General features: G+C 67.5%; 13 protein-coding genes. 3 read left to right on the forward strand and 10 right to left on the reverse strand.

The genetic code is table 11. The features are described 5' to 3' along the window. Positions 1-10: 10 nt before the first annotated feature. From ACFQRJ_RS13165 to ACFQRJ_RS13195, 7 genes are all read right to left on the reverse strand, one after another. Positions 11-1,027 carry an ABC transporter ATP-binding protein gene (locus ACFQRJ_RS13165; protein ID WP_377019620.1) on the reverse strand — a complete coding sequence of 339 codons (1,017 nt, stop codon included), beginning with the start codon at positions 1,025-1,027 and terminating at the stop codon, positions 11-13. Further along, positions 1,008-1,883 carry an ABC transporter permease gene (locus tag ACFQRJ_RS13170; RefSeq protein WP_377019621.1) on the reverse strand — a complete coding sequence of 292 codons (876 nt, stop codon included), beginning with the start codon at positions 1,881-1,883 and terminating at the stop codon, positions 1,008-1,010. Before ACFQRJ_RS13170 ends, ACFQRJ_RS13165 begins: the two co-directional genes overlap by 20 nt. A gap of 17 nt (positions 1,884-1,900) precedes the next feature. After that, complete coding sequence (locus ACFQRJ_RS13175; RefSeq protein ID WP_377019622.1) at positions 1,901-3,673, reverse strand: glycosyltransferase family 4 protein; 1,773 nt, start codon at positions 3,671-3,673, stop codon at positions 1,901-1,903. Between the two features lie 239 nt (positions 3,674-3,912). Then, positions 3,913-5,664, reverse strand: coding sequence for a hypothetical protein (locus tag ACFQRJ_RS13180; protein WP_377019623.1), 1,752 nt, complete (start codon positions 5,662-5,664; stop codon positions 3,913-3,915). 76 nt (positions 5,665-5,740) lie between these two features. Beyond that, positions 5,741-6,547, reverse strand: coding sequence for an ABC transporter ATP-binding protein (locus ACFQRJ_RS13185; RefSeq protein ID WP_377019624.1), 807 nt, complete (start codon positions 6,545-6,547; stop codon positions 5,741-5,743). After that, a complete protein-coding gene (locus ACFQRJ_RS13190) occupies positions 6,544-7,650 on the reverse strand; it encodes an ABC transporter substrate-binding protein (RefSeq protein WP_377019625.1) in 1,107 nt (368 codons plus the stop codon). Before ACFQRJ_RS13190 ends, ACFQRJ_RS13185 begins: the two co-directional genes overlap by 4 nt. A 3-nt stretch (positions 7,651-7,653) precedes the next feature. Continuing rightward, complete coding sequence (locus tag ACFQRJ_RS13195) at positions 7,654-8,574, reverse strand: ABC transporter permease (protein WP_377019626.1); 921 nt, start codon at positions 8,572-8,574, stop codon at positions 7,654-7,656. Between the two features lie 294 nt (positions 8,575-8,868). Here ACFQRJ_RS13195 and ACFQRJ_RS13200 point away from each other — a divergent pair, with 294 nt between their 5' ends. From ACFQRJ_RS13200 to ACFQRJ_RS13210, 3 genes are all read left to right on the forward strand, one after another. After that, complete coding sequence (locus ACFQRJ_RS13200; RefSeq protein WP_377019627.1) at positions 8,869-10,290, forward strand: sodium/glutamate symporter; 1,422 nt, start codon at positions 8,869-8,871, stop codon at positions 10,288-10,290. 76 nt (positions 10,291-10,366) lie between these two features. Then, the gene (locus ACFQRJ_RS13205; protein ID WP_377019629.1) at positions 10,367-11,995 is read left to right on the forward strand and encodes an amidohydrolase; all 1,629 of its coding nucleotides are present in this window, start codon (positions 10,367-10,369) and stop codon (positions 11,993-11,995) included. A 53-nt stretch (positions 11,996-12,048) separates the two neighbouring features. Further along, positions 12,049-13,344: a pyridoxal phosphate-dependent decarboxylase family protein gene (locus ACFQRJ_RS13210; RefSeq protein ID WP_377019630.1), complete on the forward strand. Its 1,296-nt coding sequence runs from the start codon at positions 12,049-12,051 to the stop codon at positions 13,342-13,344. On the opposite strand, the gene ACFQRJ_RS13215 is transcribed toward ACFQRJ_RS13210, so the two are convergent. From ACFQRJ_RS13215 to ACFQRJ_RS13225, 3 genes are all read right to left on the reverse strand, one after another. Further along, entirely contained in the window at positions 13,328-14,017 is a 690-nt protein-coding gene (locus ACFQRJ_RS13215; protein WP_377019631.1) for an aspartate/glutamate racemase family protein, read from the reverse strand. The genes ACFQRJ_RS13210 and ACFQRJ_RS13215 overlap by 17 nt on opposite strands. Continuing rightward, complete coding sequence (locus ACFQRJ_RS13220; RefSeq protein ID WP_377019632.1) at positions 14,014-15,453, reverse strand: Na+/H+ antiporter NhaC family protein; 1,440 nt, start codon at positions 15,451-15,453, stop codon at positions 14,014-14,016. The genes ACFQRJ_RS13215 and ACFQRJ_RS13220 overlap by 4 nt, the downstream gene beginning before the upstream one ends. Before the next feature lie 89 nt (positions 15,454-15,542). Beyond that, a complete protein-coding gene (locus ACFQRJ_RS13225; RefSeq protein WP_377019633.1) occupies positions 15,543-16,331 on the reverse strand; it encodes an SDR family NAD(P)-dependent oxidoreductase in 789 nt (262 codons plus the stop codon). Between the last annotated feature and the right edge of the window lie 75 nt (positions 16,332-16,406).

A 16,406-nucleotide genomic window follows, 5' to 3' on the forward strand; every position in this document is an offset into this window, starting at 1 on the left:
GGTGGTCATATCAGTCCCGCTCATCGACGGATGAGATCCCAGGGAAGGGTTTCTTCGGGGATTGCGAATTTCGATCGTAGACCCTGGTGAAGGGATCGGGCTCCAGCTCAGGGGCCTCTCGCCTTCCGCCGCGAGCCTTTTCGTCGGTCCGCTCGGACGGAAGGGTGAGCTGCGCGGCCTGGCGCTGCTCCTCCCCCTCCTGCACGGCGTCGCGGAGGAGTCCCGCGGCTTTCTCGTCCTGGCCTTGGGCGAGGTTGTGGGCGAACCAGCGATACTTGCGTGCGACTTCCACCGCGTCCCCGTCGAGGACCACCTGCCCGCGCTCCATCCAGATGGCGCGCGAGCACATGTTCTCGATGGTCTGGGCAGCGTGGTTAACCAAGAAGACCGTGCCGGCCTTCTCAAGCATCTCGTCCATTGCTCGACGCGAACGCTCTGCGAACGTGGCATCACCGGTCGAGAGCGCCTCGTCGATCATGAGGATGGACGGGTCCGCCGCGAGGGAGATCGCGAACTTGAGCCGCGCCCCCATGCCGGAGGAATACGTGCGCATCGGCAGATCGATGGCGTCGCCGAGAGCGGAGAGCTCGACCACGTCGTCGAAGATCTCCTCGGCGCGCTCCGGCGTGAGCCCCATGGCCAGGGCACCCAGTTTGACATTCTCAGCCCCGGTGAGGTCCGGGAGGAGCGCGGCGCCCACACCGAGGAGCATCGGCTTCGCGGACGTCATGACGAGCCCGGAGCTCGGCGGCTCGAGCCCCGCCAGGATCCGCAGCAGGGTCGACTTCCCGGACCCGTTGCGGCCGATGATCCCGATGAACTCGCCGGACCTCGCCGTGAACGAGACGCCTCTCAGGGCCGACACGGAGACCATCTGCTTCCTGCGGAGCTTCCCGAAAAGGTCCTTCCGCGGCCCGCGGTCCGTGCGCAGCACCTTGTACCGCACCCGGAGATTGTGGGCGACGACGGTCAGCGGCGACTCGACCGGGGCGACCCAGCGCTCGCTCTCAGTTCTGCTCTCCGCCATAGGTCTCCTCCCCTCGCCAAAAGAAGACGAACCCGAAGACCGACAGGCCGAGCGCCCACGCCCCGAGGATCAGCCAGTGCTCGGCGGACGGCACGACGCCGTCCATGAGCACTTCTCGATAGAGGACGAGCATGTGGTAGATCGGGTTCGCCTGGATAAGCATCATGGCCACCGGATGCTCGAGGAACCGCTCGATCGGGAAGATGACGCCCGAGCCGTACATCAACAGACGTCCGGCGAATGACATCATCTGGGTCAGGTCGGGGAAGTGGAAGCCGACGCGCGCCATCACGCACGAGATGCCGAGGTTCAGGAAGAACTGCAGGAGGAATATGACCGGGACCAGCAACCAGGCGAGCTCCGGAAGCTCGTGTTCGGGCACGACCATGATCATGATGACGACCATGGCCACCGTGTAGACCATCTGTAAGGCGTCGCGGATCTCCGCCGATATCGGAAGCGCCGCTCGCGGGAACGCGAATGCCCTGATCATCGCCTTTCCGGAGTGCAGGACACTCGGGCCTTGACTGATCGCTCGCATCGTCGAGCGGAACATCAGCACCCCAATGATGATGAACGCGGCGTAGTTTTCCATGCCCCGGTCCACCTGCAGGATCAGCGCGAAGATGACGTAGTACATCGCGGCATCGAGGAGCGGGCGGAGCACCAACCAGAGGCTGCCCAGGCGGTTGCGACTGTTCTGCGTCGCCACCCGGTGCCGGGCATCCATCCAGATGAAATGGCGCCGCTCCCACAGCTGTCCTGCGTAGTCGGAGAGGGACGGACGGACGCCGACCGGCTTCAGGTCATCGGGCTGCAGCCCACGACTCTCGAGAGCCTGGCGGACCTGGTGCACGGACTCAGCACTCTGCGTCATCCTGTCCTCCTCTCGTCTCGTCTCGTCATCGCCCGCGCGTACGCGTCCGAGTACCGGCGGACGAGGCTCGGCCACGTGCGCTCGGCTGCCAGACATCTTCCGGCCTCTACGAGGCCGACCGTCATGCCGGGATCGTCGTGAAGCCGGGCGATGGCCCCGGCGAGTGCCACGTGATCGTCCGGCGGCACCACTATGCCGCATGACGTGCCGTCTTCGGCCGTGATGGTCTCCCGGAGCGCAGGAAGATCCGAGATAATCACAGGACGTCCCAGCGCCAATGCCTCCACCGGCTTCTGAGGTGTGACGAACCGCGCCACCTCGACGTCACGACGAGGGACGACCACGGCGTCAAGGGCTTGCACCCAGTCACGCGCGCTGCGTCGCGGGACGCGTCCAGGCAACACCACGCGGTCGCTGATGCCGAGGGAGCGCGCCAATGAGCTCAGGCCTGGGGCTGCCGTGCCGTCTCCCGCGAGAACCACCACAAGCTTCTCCCACAATTCGGGTCGACCGCAGCGCCCGTGCACGATCTCAGCGGCAGCCCGGAGAAGCGTGTCGAAGCCCTCGTAGTCAACTAGAGCGCTCACGGCGCCCACAACAAATGCATCGGATCTATCAAGCGCCACGGAACGACGTGCCTCAGCAGGGCTCAGATGCCGCTCCAGCAGTTCTGCATCCACACCGTTGGGGATGATCGTGATCGTCCCCGGGTCCACTCCCCGCGCCACGAACTCACCGGCCATCGTCCGACTCAGCGTGACGACGGCATCTGCGGAACGGGCGAGCTCGCCTTCCCGTGCCGCGACCAGGCGTGCCCGTTGCGACCGCTTCGCCTCCGCGCGTGCGGACTCAGAGAATTGGGATGCGACCCAAGTCTTCTCCATGAGTCCGCGGGCTTCTAGGATCCACGGCAGGCCTGTGGCCCGAGCGACGGCCTGCCCTACCAGTGCATTGCGATAGTCCGTTGTCGTGTGGATGATGTCCGGACGGAACTCGCGGACCACAGCCAACGCCTCATGCACTTGCTGCAGCAACCGCTGCTCGGGAGTTCGCGCAAGGAATAAAGGCAGCGTCCGTCGGTAATTAATTCCGTCAACGGAGTCCTCGCGTGCGGCACCAACTTTACCAACCATTACCGGATACCCCGTCCGGGTGAGCGCCATCGATCGCACTCCGGCATCGGTGAGCGCGCGAAGTATGCGATGAGTACGCAACGTGTACCCGGACTGGGTGTGGGGCAGCGAGTTGGTGACCACGTGCAGAACGCGCAGTCCCTCGAACGGAGCCGGCTTGGCATTCGTCGGGGACCGTTCGGGCAGACTCAATCCCGCCGCCAGCGGCAACCGACGGCCCGTTCGGAGCAAGTCCAGCTCGCTACGCAATAGGAGGGCATAACCGTCGCCATTCAGGCAGGCATCCCGCAAGATCTGGAGGGCGCCTTCGAGGTCTCCCCGCGACCAAGCCGCGCGCGCCCGGGTACGCGCGGGCGCGGTGTCACCCACCAAGTCGGTGCGATTCAGCAGGATGGCGATCTCGCCCGCAAGACGCGATGGCCGGCCTGCCTCGAGGACTTCACCGACGAGCCGACGTGCATGCAACATGTCTCCGGCCATGACCGCGCCGAGGGCTGCAACACTCGGCAACGCGGCTGATGCTCTCTCCAGCACTCCACCCATCAGCATGCGCGCCCCGAGCGGCAATCGCCGACTGATCTGGACGGCAAGCAACGCGGGATCGGCGAAGGCGTGTTCCACCATCGACTGACCCACGATCACAACGTTTCGGGCGACATCGCCACACCGTTGCCACATACGGCCCCGCGCACGGGGCATGGACAGTGTCTTCACTGTTTCACAACTTCATTCCGCAGCACTCGCGGCCGCTTTACACAATTGGCGACACCTGCTGTCCATAGTCCCGACGCGAAGCTGTGCCGCCAGAAATGATCGTGAGCGAAGTGTGGAACCCCACCGCCGCCGACGCTTCCTCGCCCCATACTAGCGAGTCGTCACGGGCGAGCGCTCCAGTGGCGCTCACGGCGACGCTCAAGTTTTGCGGCGTGTTCCGGAATGGCGTCGACAACGAAGGCCTTGTTGAGGGTCGACTCATGCATCGTCGCGGCAGTTTCAGCGTGCACTTCCCGCTCCAGCTCGAGCATTTTACCTTCATCAAAAGCGTCCTTCCACGCGTCCCTTTCGTGAAGAAGATACTCCATGGAGCCCGGGGAGGTGTTCCAAATTCTGTTCGCCTGGACGATCTCTGAGTTCTTGAAGTCCGAGACGCCGCCTTTGAAGTACGGAATATCCGACCATTGTGGCACCAGGGCTACAGTCAACGCGTCCTGCAATTCGCGGTTAACCCTCTGTTCGGGCGTCATGTCGATTGCCGCACGCACGAATACCGGATTGAGGAGCAGCACGAAAGCGCTCCCGACGAGCTGTGAATTCGGCCAACGTCGGAATTTCGCCATCATCTGGAACACATTGAGAGCGGTAGCATCCAACTGACCGATCGAGCACATGACGTCGACCTGCCCGTCGATGTAGCGATTCGTGCTCTCGGCAGCACGTACCGTGTTCCACTTCGGAGGTAGCGCTTGCGGCACCCGTCGGAGCGGATGCTCCATAGCTCGTACGCTTTTTAGAATGTGGGGAGTCGAGTAATAGAGGGGATGCATTACTTCACCATTCCCACCTCCTACACTGAAGGCGCTTCGGCGGGGCGGCCGCACAATGGGCGACTTCAGATTCAGGTGGGCAAAATCGCCATCCCACTGCCTCATAGCTGCTTCGATCCGCTCTTCGATGGAGAAACCCGCGGCCCGGCGCGGATCCGAGCGGACAACCTGATGCTTGAGTCCTCTCCCTTCGAGAAACTTCTCGGCCCCGAGAGCCTCCACGAGCTGGACGGCAATGTCAGCTTCTCCCTGAAGATTTCCGAGGGTATGGATCAGGCCGGGGCGTCCGCCAGCGATCCACGCCGCTGCAGTGAGGCGCGAATCCCGCCCCCCTGAGAGATCGACGCGCGGACGTCTCGACATGATCGCGCCGATGTTGGCGGTAGATATCGCGAGTGAATGGGCGGCTTCCTCGATATCGGGATGTCGCTCTCTGTATTCGAAGTGGTCCGAGAGATGGCCGTATTGGCGGATACTCACCTCGTCGTGCGTCCCGACCGCGACGACTTCGGCAGCTCCGAGACGCCGAACGGCCGTGAGCGGCGAATTCTCCTCTGGCCAGAACCCGAGCTGGGCAAATACGTCCGCGCCAAACTCGTCTGCCTTTAACGGGGTCGCGGAGAACATTGAGACCATTCCGATGTGATTGCCCACAGCGGCAAAGTGCTCGTTGGTAACCACGTACGCGCGAGCAAACCCGAAGATATCGTTCCACATCTCCATGCCACCGTTCTCCCAATGGGAGATCCCGAAGTACCCGGGATGCACGGTTCGGCGCCCCGGATCTTCCCGGAGCGTGTCCAGGGCCCAGCGATGCCAGGAGGACTGCGCGATCTCGGTCTGGAATGAGATCGGCGGCTGCGAAAGTGAGAGTGCGCCATGCTCATCCTGGAGCCAAGTCGGAGCTTCCCAAGTCTCGTCTAACGCGCGAGCATTGATCGAAGCTCGCCCCGGCGTTCTCTTGACGGCAGCAGTGTTCAGGTCATACGCCTCTCCGCCGATACGCAGGGCCTCGTCCCAGAGGGCCGGAAGCAATTGACGTCCGCGCTCAGAGAGCGCAGCTACGCCGAAATTGATGTTCATGGGTTTAGTCCTCTTTCGTCCTCCGGACGGCCACGAGACGATCGAAAAGAACCGTGGACGGCATCGGGTGCATGGATCACCGCTCGATCGCTCCCGCGACCTTTTCCCGCAACTCGATGAACTCCGGCAGGCGGCGCATCTCCTCACCGAGCATGTGCCCGGCGTCGGCCGAGAGGGTGACGTGCTGGTCGAGGACCACGTGGCCGGGCCGGGCGCTCATCACCAGCACCCGGTCGCCGAGGAACACGGCCTCGTCGACGTCGTGGGTGATGAAGAAGACCGTGCGGTGCTGGGCCCGCTGGAGGCTGAGCAGATCGGCCTGCAGGCGGCCCCGGGTGATGGCGTCCAACGCTCCGAACGGCTCGTCCATGAGGATCACGTCGGTCTCGTTGGCCAGCACACGGGCGATCTGGGTCCGCTGCTGCATGCCGCCGGAGAGCTCGTAGGGTTTCGCGTCGCCGGAATCGCCGAGGCCCACCAGTTCGAGGTACTCCTGGGCCTTCTCGGTGCGCTGCTTCTTGCCCACCTTTCGCATACGCATCCCCAGGGCGACGTTCTCACGCACCGTGAACCACGGGTACAGGTTCGGCTGCTGGAAGACGACACCCCGCGCTGCGGCCGGACCGGTGATCTGCTTCCCGCGGTAGTGCGCGGCCCCACCGGTCGGCTCGAGGAATCCGGCGAGGATCTTCAGAAGCGTGGTCTTCCCGCAGCCGGAGGGGCCCACCACGCAGATGAACTCGCCCTCGGGGATCGTTAGATCGGTCTCGGCGAGGGCGTGGACGACGTCTCCGGAGTCGGTGACGTAGCGCTGCGAGACGCCATCGAGCGAGACGACGGCGCTCTGCGCGGCTCTGTCGGTCGCGTTCTGGGTCGCGGTCATGTTGAGGCCTCCTCGATCGCCTCGGAGTAGGGCATCTCCTGGTAGTCACCGTCCTCGGCGAGCGCGTCGATCTCCTGCTGTCCCTCCAGGAACTCGGCGGTGCTGCGGAAGTCGTCTGCGAGCCCGCCGCCGAAGTAGTCGGGGCCGGCCTGCTCCTCCAGGGTGGGGAAGATGTACCCCTCCAGGAGCTGCTCGGCGTCCACGGGCGGAATATCCAGCTGCACCGCGATCGAGGTCGCGGCCGTCTCCGGCTCCTCGGTCAGCAGCCGGGCCCCCTCGCCCTGCACGATCGACCACATCCGCATGAACTCCGGGTTCTCGGTGACGAAAGAGCCGGTGCCCGCGACCATGTCGTACGTAGGGGCGCCCATCTCGGCGCTGTCCTCACTGGAAAGGATCGCGTGGCCCTCTTCGAGCAGCTCCGCCTGGGTGGGCTGCCAGATCCAGGCGGCGTCGATCTCGTCGCGCTGCCAGGCGGCCAGGATGGCGTCGGGGGCCAGGTTGATGACCCTCACCGCGTCGCCGAGGCCGGCCTCGTCCAGGGCCGTGAGCAGCGAGTAGTGGGCCGTGGACCCGAACGGCACCGCGATCGTCTTGCCCTCGAGGTCGGCGAGCTCCTCCACGACCGGGTCCTTGGCGACCAGGGATTCGGCCTGGCCGATGACGTCGCTGATCCAGATCGCCTTGATGTCCTTGGACAGCGGCGGGGAGGCAGCTTTCACGGCGGGGCTGGAGCCCACCTGGGCGATGTCCAGGGAATCGGAGCCGAACGCCTGGATGACGTCACCGCCGGAGTTCATCTTGACCCAGGAGACGTCTGCCTCCGGCATGCAGGCCTCCAGCAGCTCGAGATCCTTGACCACGAGGTCCCCGTTGGGGATGGCCTGCCACGCGATACGGGCGGAGGTGGTGATGCTCGGATCCGGCTCGACAGGACAGGCGGTCTCGCCCTCGAAGTTGTCGGGATGGCTGGTGCGGCCCGACTGCACGCAGCCGCTCAGGGCCAGCACGAGACTGAGCGAGGCCGCGGCGATCCGCAGCGGGGTGCCCGGGCGGCGATGGCCCGGCGATGGGCGACCGGGGGCGGGAGTCGTGGTGATCATCGGTCAGACCTTTCCCTGCCAGGGCACCAGGCGGTCGCCGATCCAGCGGATGCAGCCGTCCAGTGCGACCGCGACGAGACCGATGACGATGATGCAGGCGATCGTGAGCGACGTGTTCAGCTGCGTGCCGGAGATGTAGGCGAGGCCGCCGATCCCGGGGATCCCGTTGTTGAGCTCCGCGGCCACCACGGTGGTCCAGGCGAACCCGACCGCGAGCCGCACACCGGAGAAGATCGAGGCGGTAGCGGCCGGCAGCACGACGAAGCGCGCTATCTCCGGTGGCCCGGCGCCCATGCTGCGGGCCGCGGAGATGTAGTCCTCCCGCACGCCGCGGACCCCGTCGATGGTGGCGATGACGATCGGCGGGAAGGCGGCCAGGAACAGCAGCAGGAACTTCGAGAGATCGCCGATGCCGACCCAGACGATGATCAGGCCGATGTAGCCCAGAGGGGGCAGCGCTCGCAGGAAGTTCAGATAGGGAGCGAGTGCCGTGTTCGCCGGCTCCCACATGCTCATGAGGAAGCCGAGGGCAATTCCGGCGACCGCAGCGAGGGCGACGCCCACACCGATGCGCTGGAGGGAGGCGAGCAGGTGCTCCCACAGGTAGTAGTTCTGCACCCCGCACACCGTCCGGCCGGAGGCCTCGTCGACCACGAGGCACCGATTGGCGTTGATGAAGGAGCCGAGGACCGATTGCGGGCTGGGCAGGTACAGGGGATCGACGAGCTTCAGTGCCGTGATCAGCCACCAGATCGCCAGCACGGCGACCAGGACTCCGGCCTGCAGCAGGCGGTTGCGCCGGAGGCGCCGGGACCTGCCGCGGCGCGCGGCCTTGACGACCTGCTGGGAGCTGGCACTGTCCGCGTCGGTTTCGGGTGCAGCGGACGCCGGGACGGTTCCTGCCGCACTGTCTCCGTCACTCATGGGTCGTTACCGCTCCATCCCGTCTGCCGCATATCGCCGGTGCGCTGCTGGGACAGTACCGCATCGCCGCAGGCGGAAACGGCCCCGTGCCGGACTATGCCCCAGCTGGGCGCCTGCGCGACACACGGCACGGAATATGGTTCCTGATTGTTACGTGAACGTTCATTCGCGAGGCGCGGCAGCGCCGACGGCCAAGCCCATGGACACGATAGCCTCCGACCCCACGACGATCATTCGCGTCCCGCACCCCGACCCACAGCGTCCGCAGCGGGGCGACGACAAGGAGCTCTCCCCGTGTCAGCGCTGTTCGGCCTGTCCCTCATCGGTGCCTTCTGTCTGATCGGGATGGCGGTACGGCGGTGGGTACCCGCCTTCCGCAGCAATCTCGTGCCGGCATTCGTGATCGCCGGGTTCCTCGGTGCGATCGCCATGAACCTCGGTCTCTCCGGGATGTTCGACGGCGTGGACAGCGCCATGTTTGCCACGCTCACCGCCGAGCTGTTCACCCTCTCCTTCATCTCCATCGGTCTCACGCCCCCGCCCCCGGGCTCGGGAGGGGGCGGGCAGACGCAGAAGGTGCTGCTGCGCGGTGCGTGGGCGATGGGCCTGACGTGGACCCTGGTGTTCGCCGTGCAGGCCCTGCTCGGGATCGCGATCGTGGCGACCACCGGGCGCTTCGGCGGGATGGACGCCATGTACGGCTTCATGGTGCCCTTCGCCTTCGCCCAGGGGCCCGGTCAGGCCGTCACGTTCGCGGGAATCTTCGAGCAGCAGGGCTGGGACAACGCCGTGGACGTCGGGCTCGCGTTCGCCTCTGTCGGGTTCGCCGCCGCCTTCCTGGTGGGTGTGCCGCTGGCCAAGTGGGGCATGAACCGGGGCCTGGCCACTCATTCGATGGGCATCTCGGACTCCGTCGGCAAGGGGTACTTCCGGGACGAGGAGGAGACCGAGACGATGGGCTCCGAGACGACGTTCTCGGGCAGCATCGACACCCTCACCTTCCACTTCGCCATGATGGGCGTCGCCTACATCCTCGCCCACGGCCTGTCATGGCTCTTCGCGTTCATCCCCGGCTTCTTCGGCGACACCATCAGCGGGATGATGTTCATGAACGGGCTGCTGGCCGCCTACTTCCTGCGCTGGGTGCTGCGCCGGCTGAACGTCGAGCACCTGATGGACCGCAGACTCCAGGCCAAGATCACCGGCTTCTCCACCGACTTCGTCGTGGTCGCCTCCTTCATGGCCGTCCAGGCAGCCGTCGTCACCGCGTGGATCGTGCCGATCCTGGTCACCGTGGCGCTGGTCATCGCAGCCACGGTGGTGATGGTGTTCCTCATCGGCCAGCGCTACGGCAGCGACCACGACTTCGAACGCACCATGGGCATGTACGGCACCCTGACCGGGACCACCCCCACCGGCCTCGCCCTCGTGCGGATCCTCGACCCGCGCATGCGCACCACCACCATGGCCGAGATGGGCCTGATGAACCTTCCCGAGATGCTGTACATCCCCGCGATGCTCACGATCTCCGCGGCCTTCGCCGGCGAGCTCGGCCTCCCCGCGGCGCTGGGCATCATGGCAGCTCTGACGGTCGGCTACTTCCTGATCATGCTCCTGACGCGCTCCTTCGGCTCCCGCACCTGGAGCCTGCGCGGCAATGCCCAGGGAGCCGCTCCCGACACCGATCAGGACGCGGCCTCGGTCACCGGCGCCTGATCTCCCTCCTCCGCGCGGCACGCCCCGCCGTGGCACGATCGCCAGCACCGAACCGCTCGAGAGAAGGACCCACCCCGTGGAGACGCTTTACCGTTCCGGACGCATCCTGACGATGGTCGACCAGGACGACGCACCAGACTCCGTGCTGGTCCGCGATGGCCGGATCGCGTTCGTCGGCCCGCTCGCCGAGGCCCGCGCGCAGGCCGGCGCCGACGTCACCGAGGTGGACCTGGCCGGACGCACGCTGATGCCCTCGTTCATCGATTCCCACGGTCATCTGCTCCAGCACGGGGCGCTCTCCGCATTGGTCGACCTCGAGCACGCCGGCAGCATCGCCGACATCGTCGCCGCGTTCCGCACGCGTCTCGCCGAGCGCGATCCCTCCGACAGGTCCCCGTTGATCGGCGCGAAGTACGACCCGAACCTCCTAGCCGAAGGCCGCCACCCCACCCGATACGACCTCGACCAGGTCGCTGCCGACCAGCCCGTGTTCGCTCTGCACCGCAGCATGCACGTCGCCGTCGGGAACTCGTTCCTCGTGGAGAGTGCCGGCCTGACGGCTGAGACCCCGGATCCCGAGGGCGGCCGCTTCGGGCGCGGCGCCGATGGCGCCCCGGACGGGTACGTCGAGGAACATCCCGCGATGGCGGCCTTCGCAGCGATCCTCTCCCCCGGCGGCAGCGGCGGTCTGCTCCCTGGCGGCGCGTCCGACCCGGCCCGCTCCGTGCGGCTCGCCGCCCAGGACTATCTGCGCCATGGCATCACCACCGCGCAGGAGGGCGCCGCCGATCCCGCCACCGTCGACGGACTCGCCGAGGTTGCCCGCTCAGGAGGTCTCGGGCTGGACGTGGTCGTCTACCCCGTCGTCCAGTCCGGCACCGTCGCCTACGACCGGTATCCGGGGTTCGCCGGGGACTACGTGGGCCGGCTGCGCCTCGGCGGGTACAAGATGATCCTCGACGGTTCGCCGCAGGCCCGGTCGGCCTGGATGAGCGAGCCCTACGAGCCGGTCCCAGGCGATGAGAACCCCGGCTGCGCCTACCCGATCCATACCCCCGATGAGGTCGAGCAGTTCACGCGCACCGTCGCCGAGCAGGGACGGCAGCTCATCGTGCACTGCAACGGTGACGCCGCCGCGGAGCTGTGGGTGAGCACCGCCGAGCGCGTTGGCGCCGAATATCCGGACTGGCTCGAGACCCGCCCGGTGATGATCCACGCTCAGACGGTGCGAGACGATCAGCTGGAGCGGATGGCGCCGCTGGGCATGATCGCCTCGATCTTCTCCGTGCACACCTGGTTCTGGGGCGATGTGCACCTGCGCAACTTCGGGCCCGTGCGAGGCCGACGGGTCTCCCCGGCGTGTTCGGCGCTGGACCGCGGAGTTCGGGTGACGCTGCACCAGGACTCCCCCGTCACGCCGCCGGACATGCTGCTGTCGATCTGGGCGGCCGTGAACCGCATCAGCCGCACCGGCCGGCCCGTCGGCCTCGAGGAGCGCATCTCCACCTGGGAGGCGCTGCGCGCCGTGACCACCGAAGCGGCCTACCAGTACGGCGAGGAGAACGACAAGGGATCGCTCCGCGCCGGCATGCGCGCCGATCTCGTGATCCTCTCCGGTGATCCGCTGACCATCGCTCCGCAGGACCTCCGCGACCTCGAGGTGCTGGCGACCATCAAGGACGGAGACGTCGTCTACGAGGCGTGATGCCCGTGACGAGGCGGGACTGCGAGCCTCGGCGCGGCCGCTAGGGTTGTCGCGTGCAACTCCCAGACCATGGCCTGGACCCGTCGGCGATCCGCGGAAGCTGGTCGGACGCCACCCGAGACGACGTCGACTGGCGCGGGGGCCGCGGCTGGTCCCTGGTCTACGACTCCCCGGACTGGCACCAGCAGCTGGTGGATGACGCCTCCGCCCTGTTCGCGCACGAGAACGCACTGTCTGCCTCGGCGTTCCCGAGCGTGCAGCAGTTCGAATCCGAGACGATCGCGATGGTCGCCTCTGTGATCGCACCGGAGTCCGAGGCGTTCGGCGTGTTCACCTCCGGCGGGACCGAATCGATCATGGTGGCGCTGAAGGGGTACCGCGACCTCCCCGGCAACGAGACCCGCCGCCGCCTGGTGATGCCGGTGACCGCGCACCCGGGCTTCTGGAAGGCCGCGGACTATCTCGGCCTCACCGTGGAGCTCGTGCCCGTCGGCCCGGACGGCCTGCCCGCGCCCGCCGACGTCCTTGCCGCCGTCGATGACCGCACTGCCGCCGTGTGCCTGTCGGCCCCGTGCTTCCCCTTCGGCGTGGTCGACCCCATCGAGGAGATCGCAGGCCAACTGGCCGGAACCGGCGTGGGGGTCCACGTCGACGCCGCCATGGGCGGGCTGTTCCTGCCCTTCCTCGATGCCGCCGGGGTGGAGCCTCCGCAGTTCGGCCTCGATGTGCCCGGAGTGACCTCGGTGTCCGCGGACATGCACAAGTACGGGTACGGGATGAAGGGCGCCTCGGTCCTGCTGTTCGCGACCCCGGAGCTGCGGCACGCCAGCTACTACGTCTCCACCGGCTGGCCCGGCGGTGCCTACGCCGCCTCCGGCGTGATCGGCACGCGGCCCGTCGGCCCCGCGGCGGCCGCCTGGACGGCGCTCTCGGCCCTGGGCCGCTCCGGGTATCGCGAGCTCGTCGCGCAGGTCATGACCACGGCCCGCACCCTGCAGGCAGGGCTCGCCGCGAACGGTCTCGAGGTGATCGGGACGCCGCCGATGGGCGTGTTCGCCGCCACCTCCACCGGGCCCTCGATTCCGGCGATCGCCGGCGCCCTCGGCGAGCGCGGCTGGTGGATCGACACCCAGGAGGACCCGCCGTCCCTGCACGTGGTCACCTTCCCCCGGCACGGGGAGGTCGCCGAACAGTTCCTGGGCGACGTCGCCTGGGCCGTGGAGAAGGCATCGGCCGACGATGCCCCGCAGAGCGCGGGCGCCTCCTACGGGGTGATGGTCCGTGGCGGCTCGATCGACGACCAGGTGCTGCGTGAGCACCTGGACGAGCGCTTCACCGTGCCGGACTGATCCCCGCCCGGCGGAGGGTCTCTCGGGCGAGCTCGTCGAGGGCGTCCACGACCATCGACCGCGGCGATTCCGCGATCAGGACGGAGAGTTCCGTGCAGGCGACGAGCACGCCGTCGCAGCCGCCCCGCAGCTGGTCATCGATCACGGCGTGCAGTCGTTCCCGCAGCGGCGCACGGTCCGCACCCGTCTTCACCGCGGCGATGATCTCGAGGACCTCCGCCTGCTGCTCGGCCGGCGCGGCGGCCTCCACCCCGTGCGCGGCCAGGGCCCGCTCGTACATGCCGTGCTCGAGCGTCGCCGCGGTCGCCAGCACGCTCGCACGGGTTATGCCCCGGGCGGCGACGGCCCGCCCCGCCTTGTCGATCATGTCGACGTAGCCGCTCTCCCCCAGCACCTGCGGCAGGAAGGGATGGACGGTGTTGCACGGGACGGCGATCACCGCGGCTCCCGCGCCGCGGAGCACCTCGGCTCCGCGGCGCAGAGCCGGCACCGGAGACTCCCCGGTGCCGCGCAGGGCGGCGACCCGGTCCGGGATCTGCGGATCGGACCACGAGATGGTGGTGGGATGGTCCGCATCGCGCTGGGCCGGGGTGAGCTGGACCAGCCGCTGCTGGAAGTGGACGCTGGCGGCCGGCCCCATCCCGCCGAGCACACCGATCGTGGATGTGGTCATGCCGGGACGGTCTCCTTCGTGGCGCTGTAGGTGCGGTTCCAGCCCGTCACGGCCGAGAGGATGATGACGGCCAGCAGCGCCCAGGCGTACGGGTTCAGGAATGCCGCACCGATTCCGGGGGCGGTCAGGTCAGAGGTCGCCCCGACCGTGGTGACGGTGGCGAACCAGGCGATCACCGCGTTGTGCCAGGGCAGCATGTAGAACAGAGTGCAGGCACTGCAGTCCAGGAGGTTCGCGCGGCGTGCCGGGCTCAAGCCGTACTTCTGGCCGAGCGGCTTCGCGATCGTCGGCCCCACCAGCAGGATCGCCGGGGCGTTGGCGCCCAGCGGCACCGTGAAGATCAAGGTGACCACGATAATGGTGAGCTCGGCGCTGCGCACGCCGCGAGCGGCGGCATTCTGCAGCTTCGCGAGCAGCGATTCCATCATCCCGCTCTCGGCGAGGACACGAGAGAAGGCCATGATCAGTAGAACGAGCAGGATCAGTCCGGTCACGCCACCCATGCCGTCCTCCAGCAGACCCGTGGAGTCACCGCGTTCACCCGGGATCGAGAAGATGGCGCCGATCTGCAGCTGGCCGGTGACCAGCCCGATCACGACGGCGCTGACGATGCCCCATGTCAGCGAGACGAACAGGTGGCGGCGCAGCAGCGCGAGGGTGAGCACGAGTGCGAAGGGAATGATCTGGATCAGTCCGATCGCCCCGGTGGCGTTCTGGTCGGCCTCGGTCACGTCGCCACCGCCGCCGAAGATCGCGAACACCACCAGCGCGACCGCCGCTGCCGACAGTGCGAGAGGAAGCCGGGACCGTACGACGGAGCCCAGCTCGGCGTCCTGCGTGAAGGACGAGGTCACCGTGGTGTCCGAGATCGGCGCGATATTGTCGCCGAACGCGCCACCGGCCAGGATCGCGACCGCGAGCATCGTGGGGTCGGCGCCGAGCAGTACGCCCGCGGGGTACAGCACGGGCACCATCGCCTGAACGGTGCCCACGCTGGTTCCCGTGCCGGCACCGAAGACGCAGGCCAGTAGGAAGGCCAGCACCGTGAACCAGGAGCCGGTCAGGCCCGTCTGGAGGCCGAGCCAGAGCAGGCCGTCCACCAGCCCGGCCGCTTTCATGATGGCCCCGAACACGCCGGCGAAGACGAACGCGAGGATCACCATCGCGCCGGTCCGGTCCGTCAGTCCGCGCACGATCGTCTCCGCGTACCGGGTGCGGTTGCGGGCCAAGGCCATGCCGATGACCAGGGCGAGGAACCCCCCGACCCAGAACGCCGAGATCGAGGCGCGTTCGGTGATGGACAGCCACGACATCACCGCGATGAGGACGGCGGCCGGGATCAGCCCGGCCCAGCGGCCTCCGTACAGTTCGAGCCGGTCGTTCGGAAGCAGGGAATCGGGCTGGGCATCGGGGTTCTGCCCTGGGGGAACCGACATGTCGATCCTTCCGGGATCGTGCACAAGGGATGGTGTGAACGCACGTTACCGGAGGGACGGAGATGATCAACGATCACTCGGAGACGACGTCACCGCCCATACGCCCGCGACGGGATCTGCGTGGCCAGCTTGCCGCCGGAGACGTCCAGCAGGGTGCCGGTGATGTAGGAGGCCTGGTCGCTGGCCAGGAAGATCAGCAGGTTCGCGACGTCGTCCGGGGTCTCCCAGCGACGCAGGGAGAGGGTGTCCAGCAGCCGGTCCTGCGCCTCGGTGGGCATCTCGGCGAAGCCGTTCATGGCGGTGGGCACCATGCCGGGGGCGTAGGCGTTGACAGTGATGTCCCACGGCCCCAGCTCGGAAGCGAGCACCCGGGTCAGCTGCACCACGGCGGATTTCGAGGCGGAGTACGCGGCGCTGGCCACGCTGGGGACGATCGCGGCGAACGAGGCGGCGTTGATGATTCGTCCGCCGCCGGCGGCCTGCATCAGCGGCGCGACGGCCTGGCTCATGAGGAACGCCCCGCCCACGTTCACGTCCATGCAGGCCTTCCAGCGCGCCCACTCGATGTCCGCCACCGCGCCCTCGACGTTGATGCCGGCATTGTTGACCAGCACGTCGATGGTGCCGTGGCGGCCGGCCACCTCGTCCACCGCCGCCTGGACCGACTCGGGATCGGCGACGTTGCACACGACCTGCTCGACGGGCAGCTCCTCGCCCTGACCCTCCTCGACGCCAACTCCGTCCGCGGGGTCGGGGAAGGCGAGGTCGAAGGCGATCACCTTCGCGCCCTCGGCGGCGAAGCGCTGCGCGATGACGGCTCCGATGCCGCGCGCCGCGCCGGTGATCACGACCACCTTGTTCCTCAGATCCAGCTCCATCGCGTCGTCCTCTCCGCGGCCCGTCGCCGCTGGCTCGCTCTCGGCATGCCCCGTCGGCAGACCGTCCCAAAAAGC

Origin of the sequence: Brachybacterium sp. GCM10030252 (assembly GCF_042666535.1) — a bacterium.
In the GTDB taxonomy this organism is placed as follows: domain Bacteria; phylum Actinomycetota; class Actinomycetes; order Actinomycetales; family Dermabacteraceae; genus Brachybacterium.

Coding starts and splice junctions, on each gene's coding strand:
- ACFQRJ_RS13215 (WP_377019631.1), bottom strand. CDS start 14,017: ATGACCACATCCACGATCGGTGTGCTCGGCGGGATGGGGCCGGCCGCC.
- ACFQRJ_RS13225 (WP_377019633.1), bottom strand. CDS start 16,331: ATGGAGCTGGATCTGAGGAACAAGGTGGTCGTGATCACCGGCGCGGCG.
- ACFQRJ_RS13180 (WP_377019623.1), bottom strand. CDS start 5,664: ATGAACATCAATTTCGGCGTAGCTGCGCTCTCTGAGCGCGGACGTCAA.
- ACFQRJ_RS13185 (WP_377019624.1), bottom strand. CDS start 6,547: ATGACCGCGACCCAGAACGCGACCGACAGAGCCGCGCAGAGCGCCGTC.
- ACFQRJ_RS13190 (WP_377019625.1), bottom strand. CDS start 7,650: ATGATCACCACGACTCCCGCCCCCGGTCGCCCATCGCCGGGCCATCGC.
- ACFQRJ_RS13195 (WP_377019626.1), bottom strand. CDS start 8,574: ATGAGTGACGGAGACAGTGCGGCAGGAACCGTCCCGGCGTCCGCTGCA.
- ACFQRJ_RS13220 (WP_377019632.1), bottom strand. CDS start 15,453: ATGTCGGTTCCCCCAGGGCAGAACCCCGATGCCCAGCCCGATTCCCTG.
- ACFQRJ_RS13165 (WP_377019620.1), bottom strand. CDS start 1,027: ATGGCGGAGAGCAGAACTGAGAGCGAGCGCTGGGTCGCCCCGGTCGAG.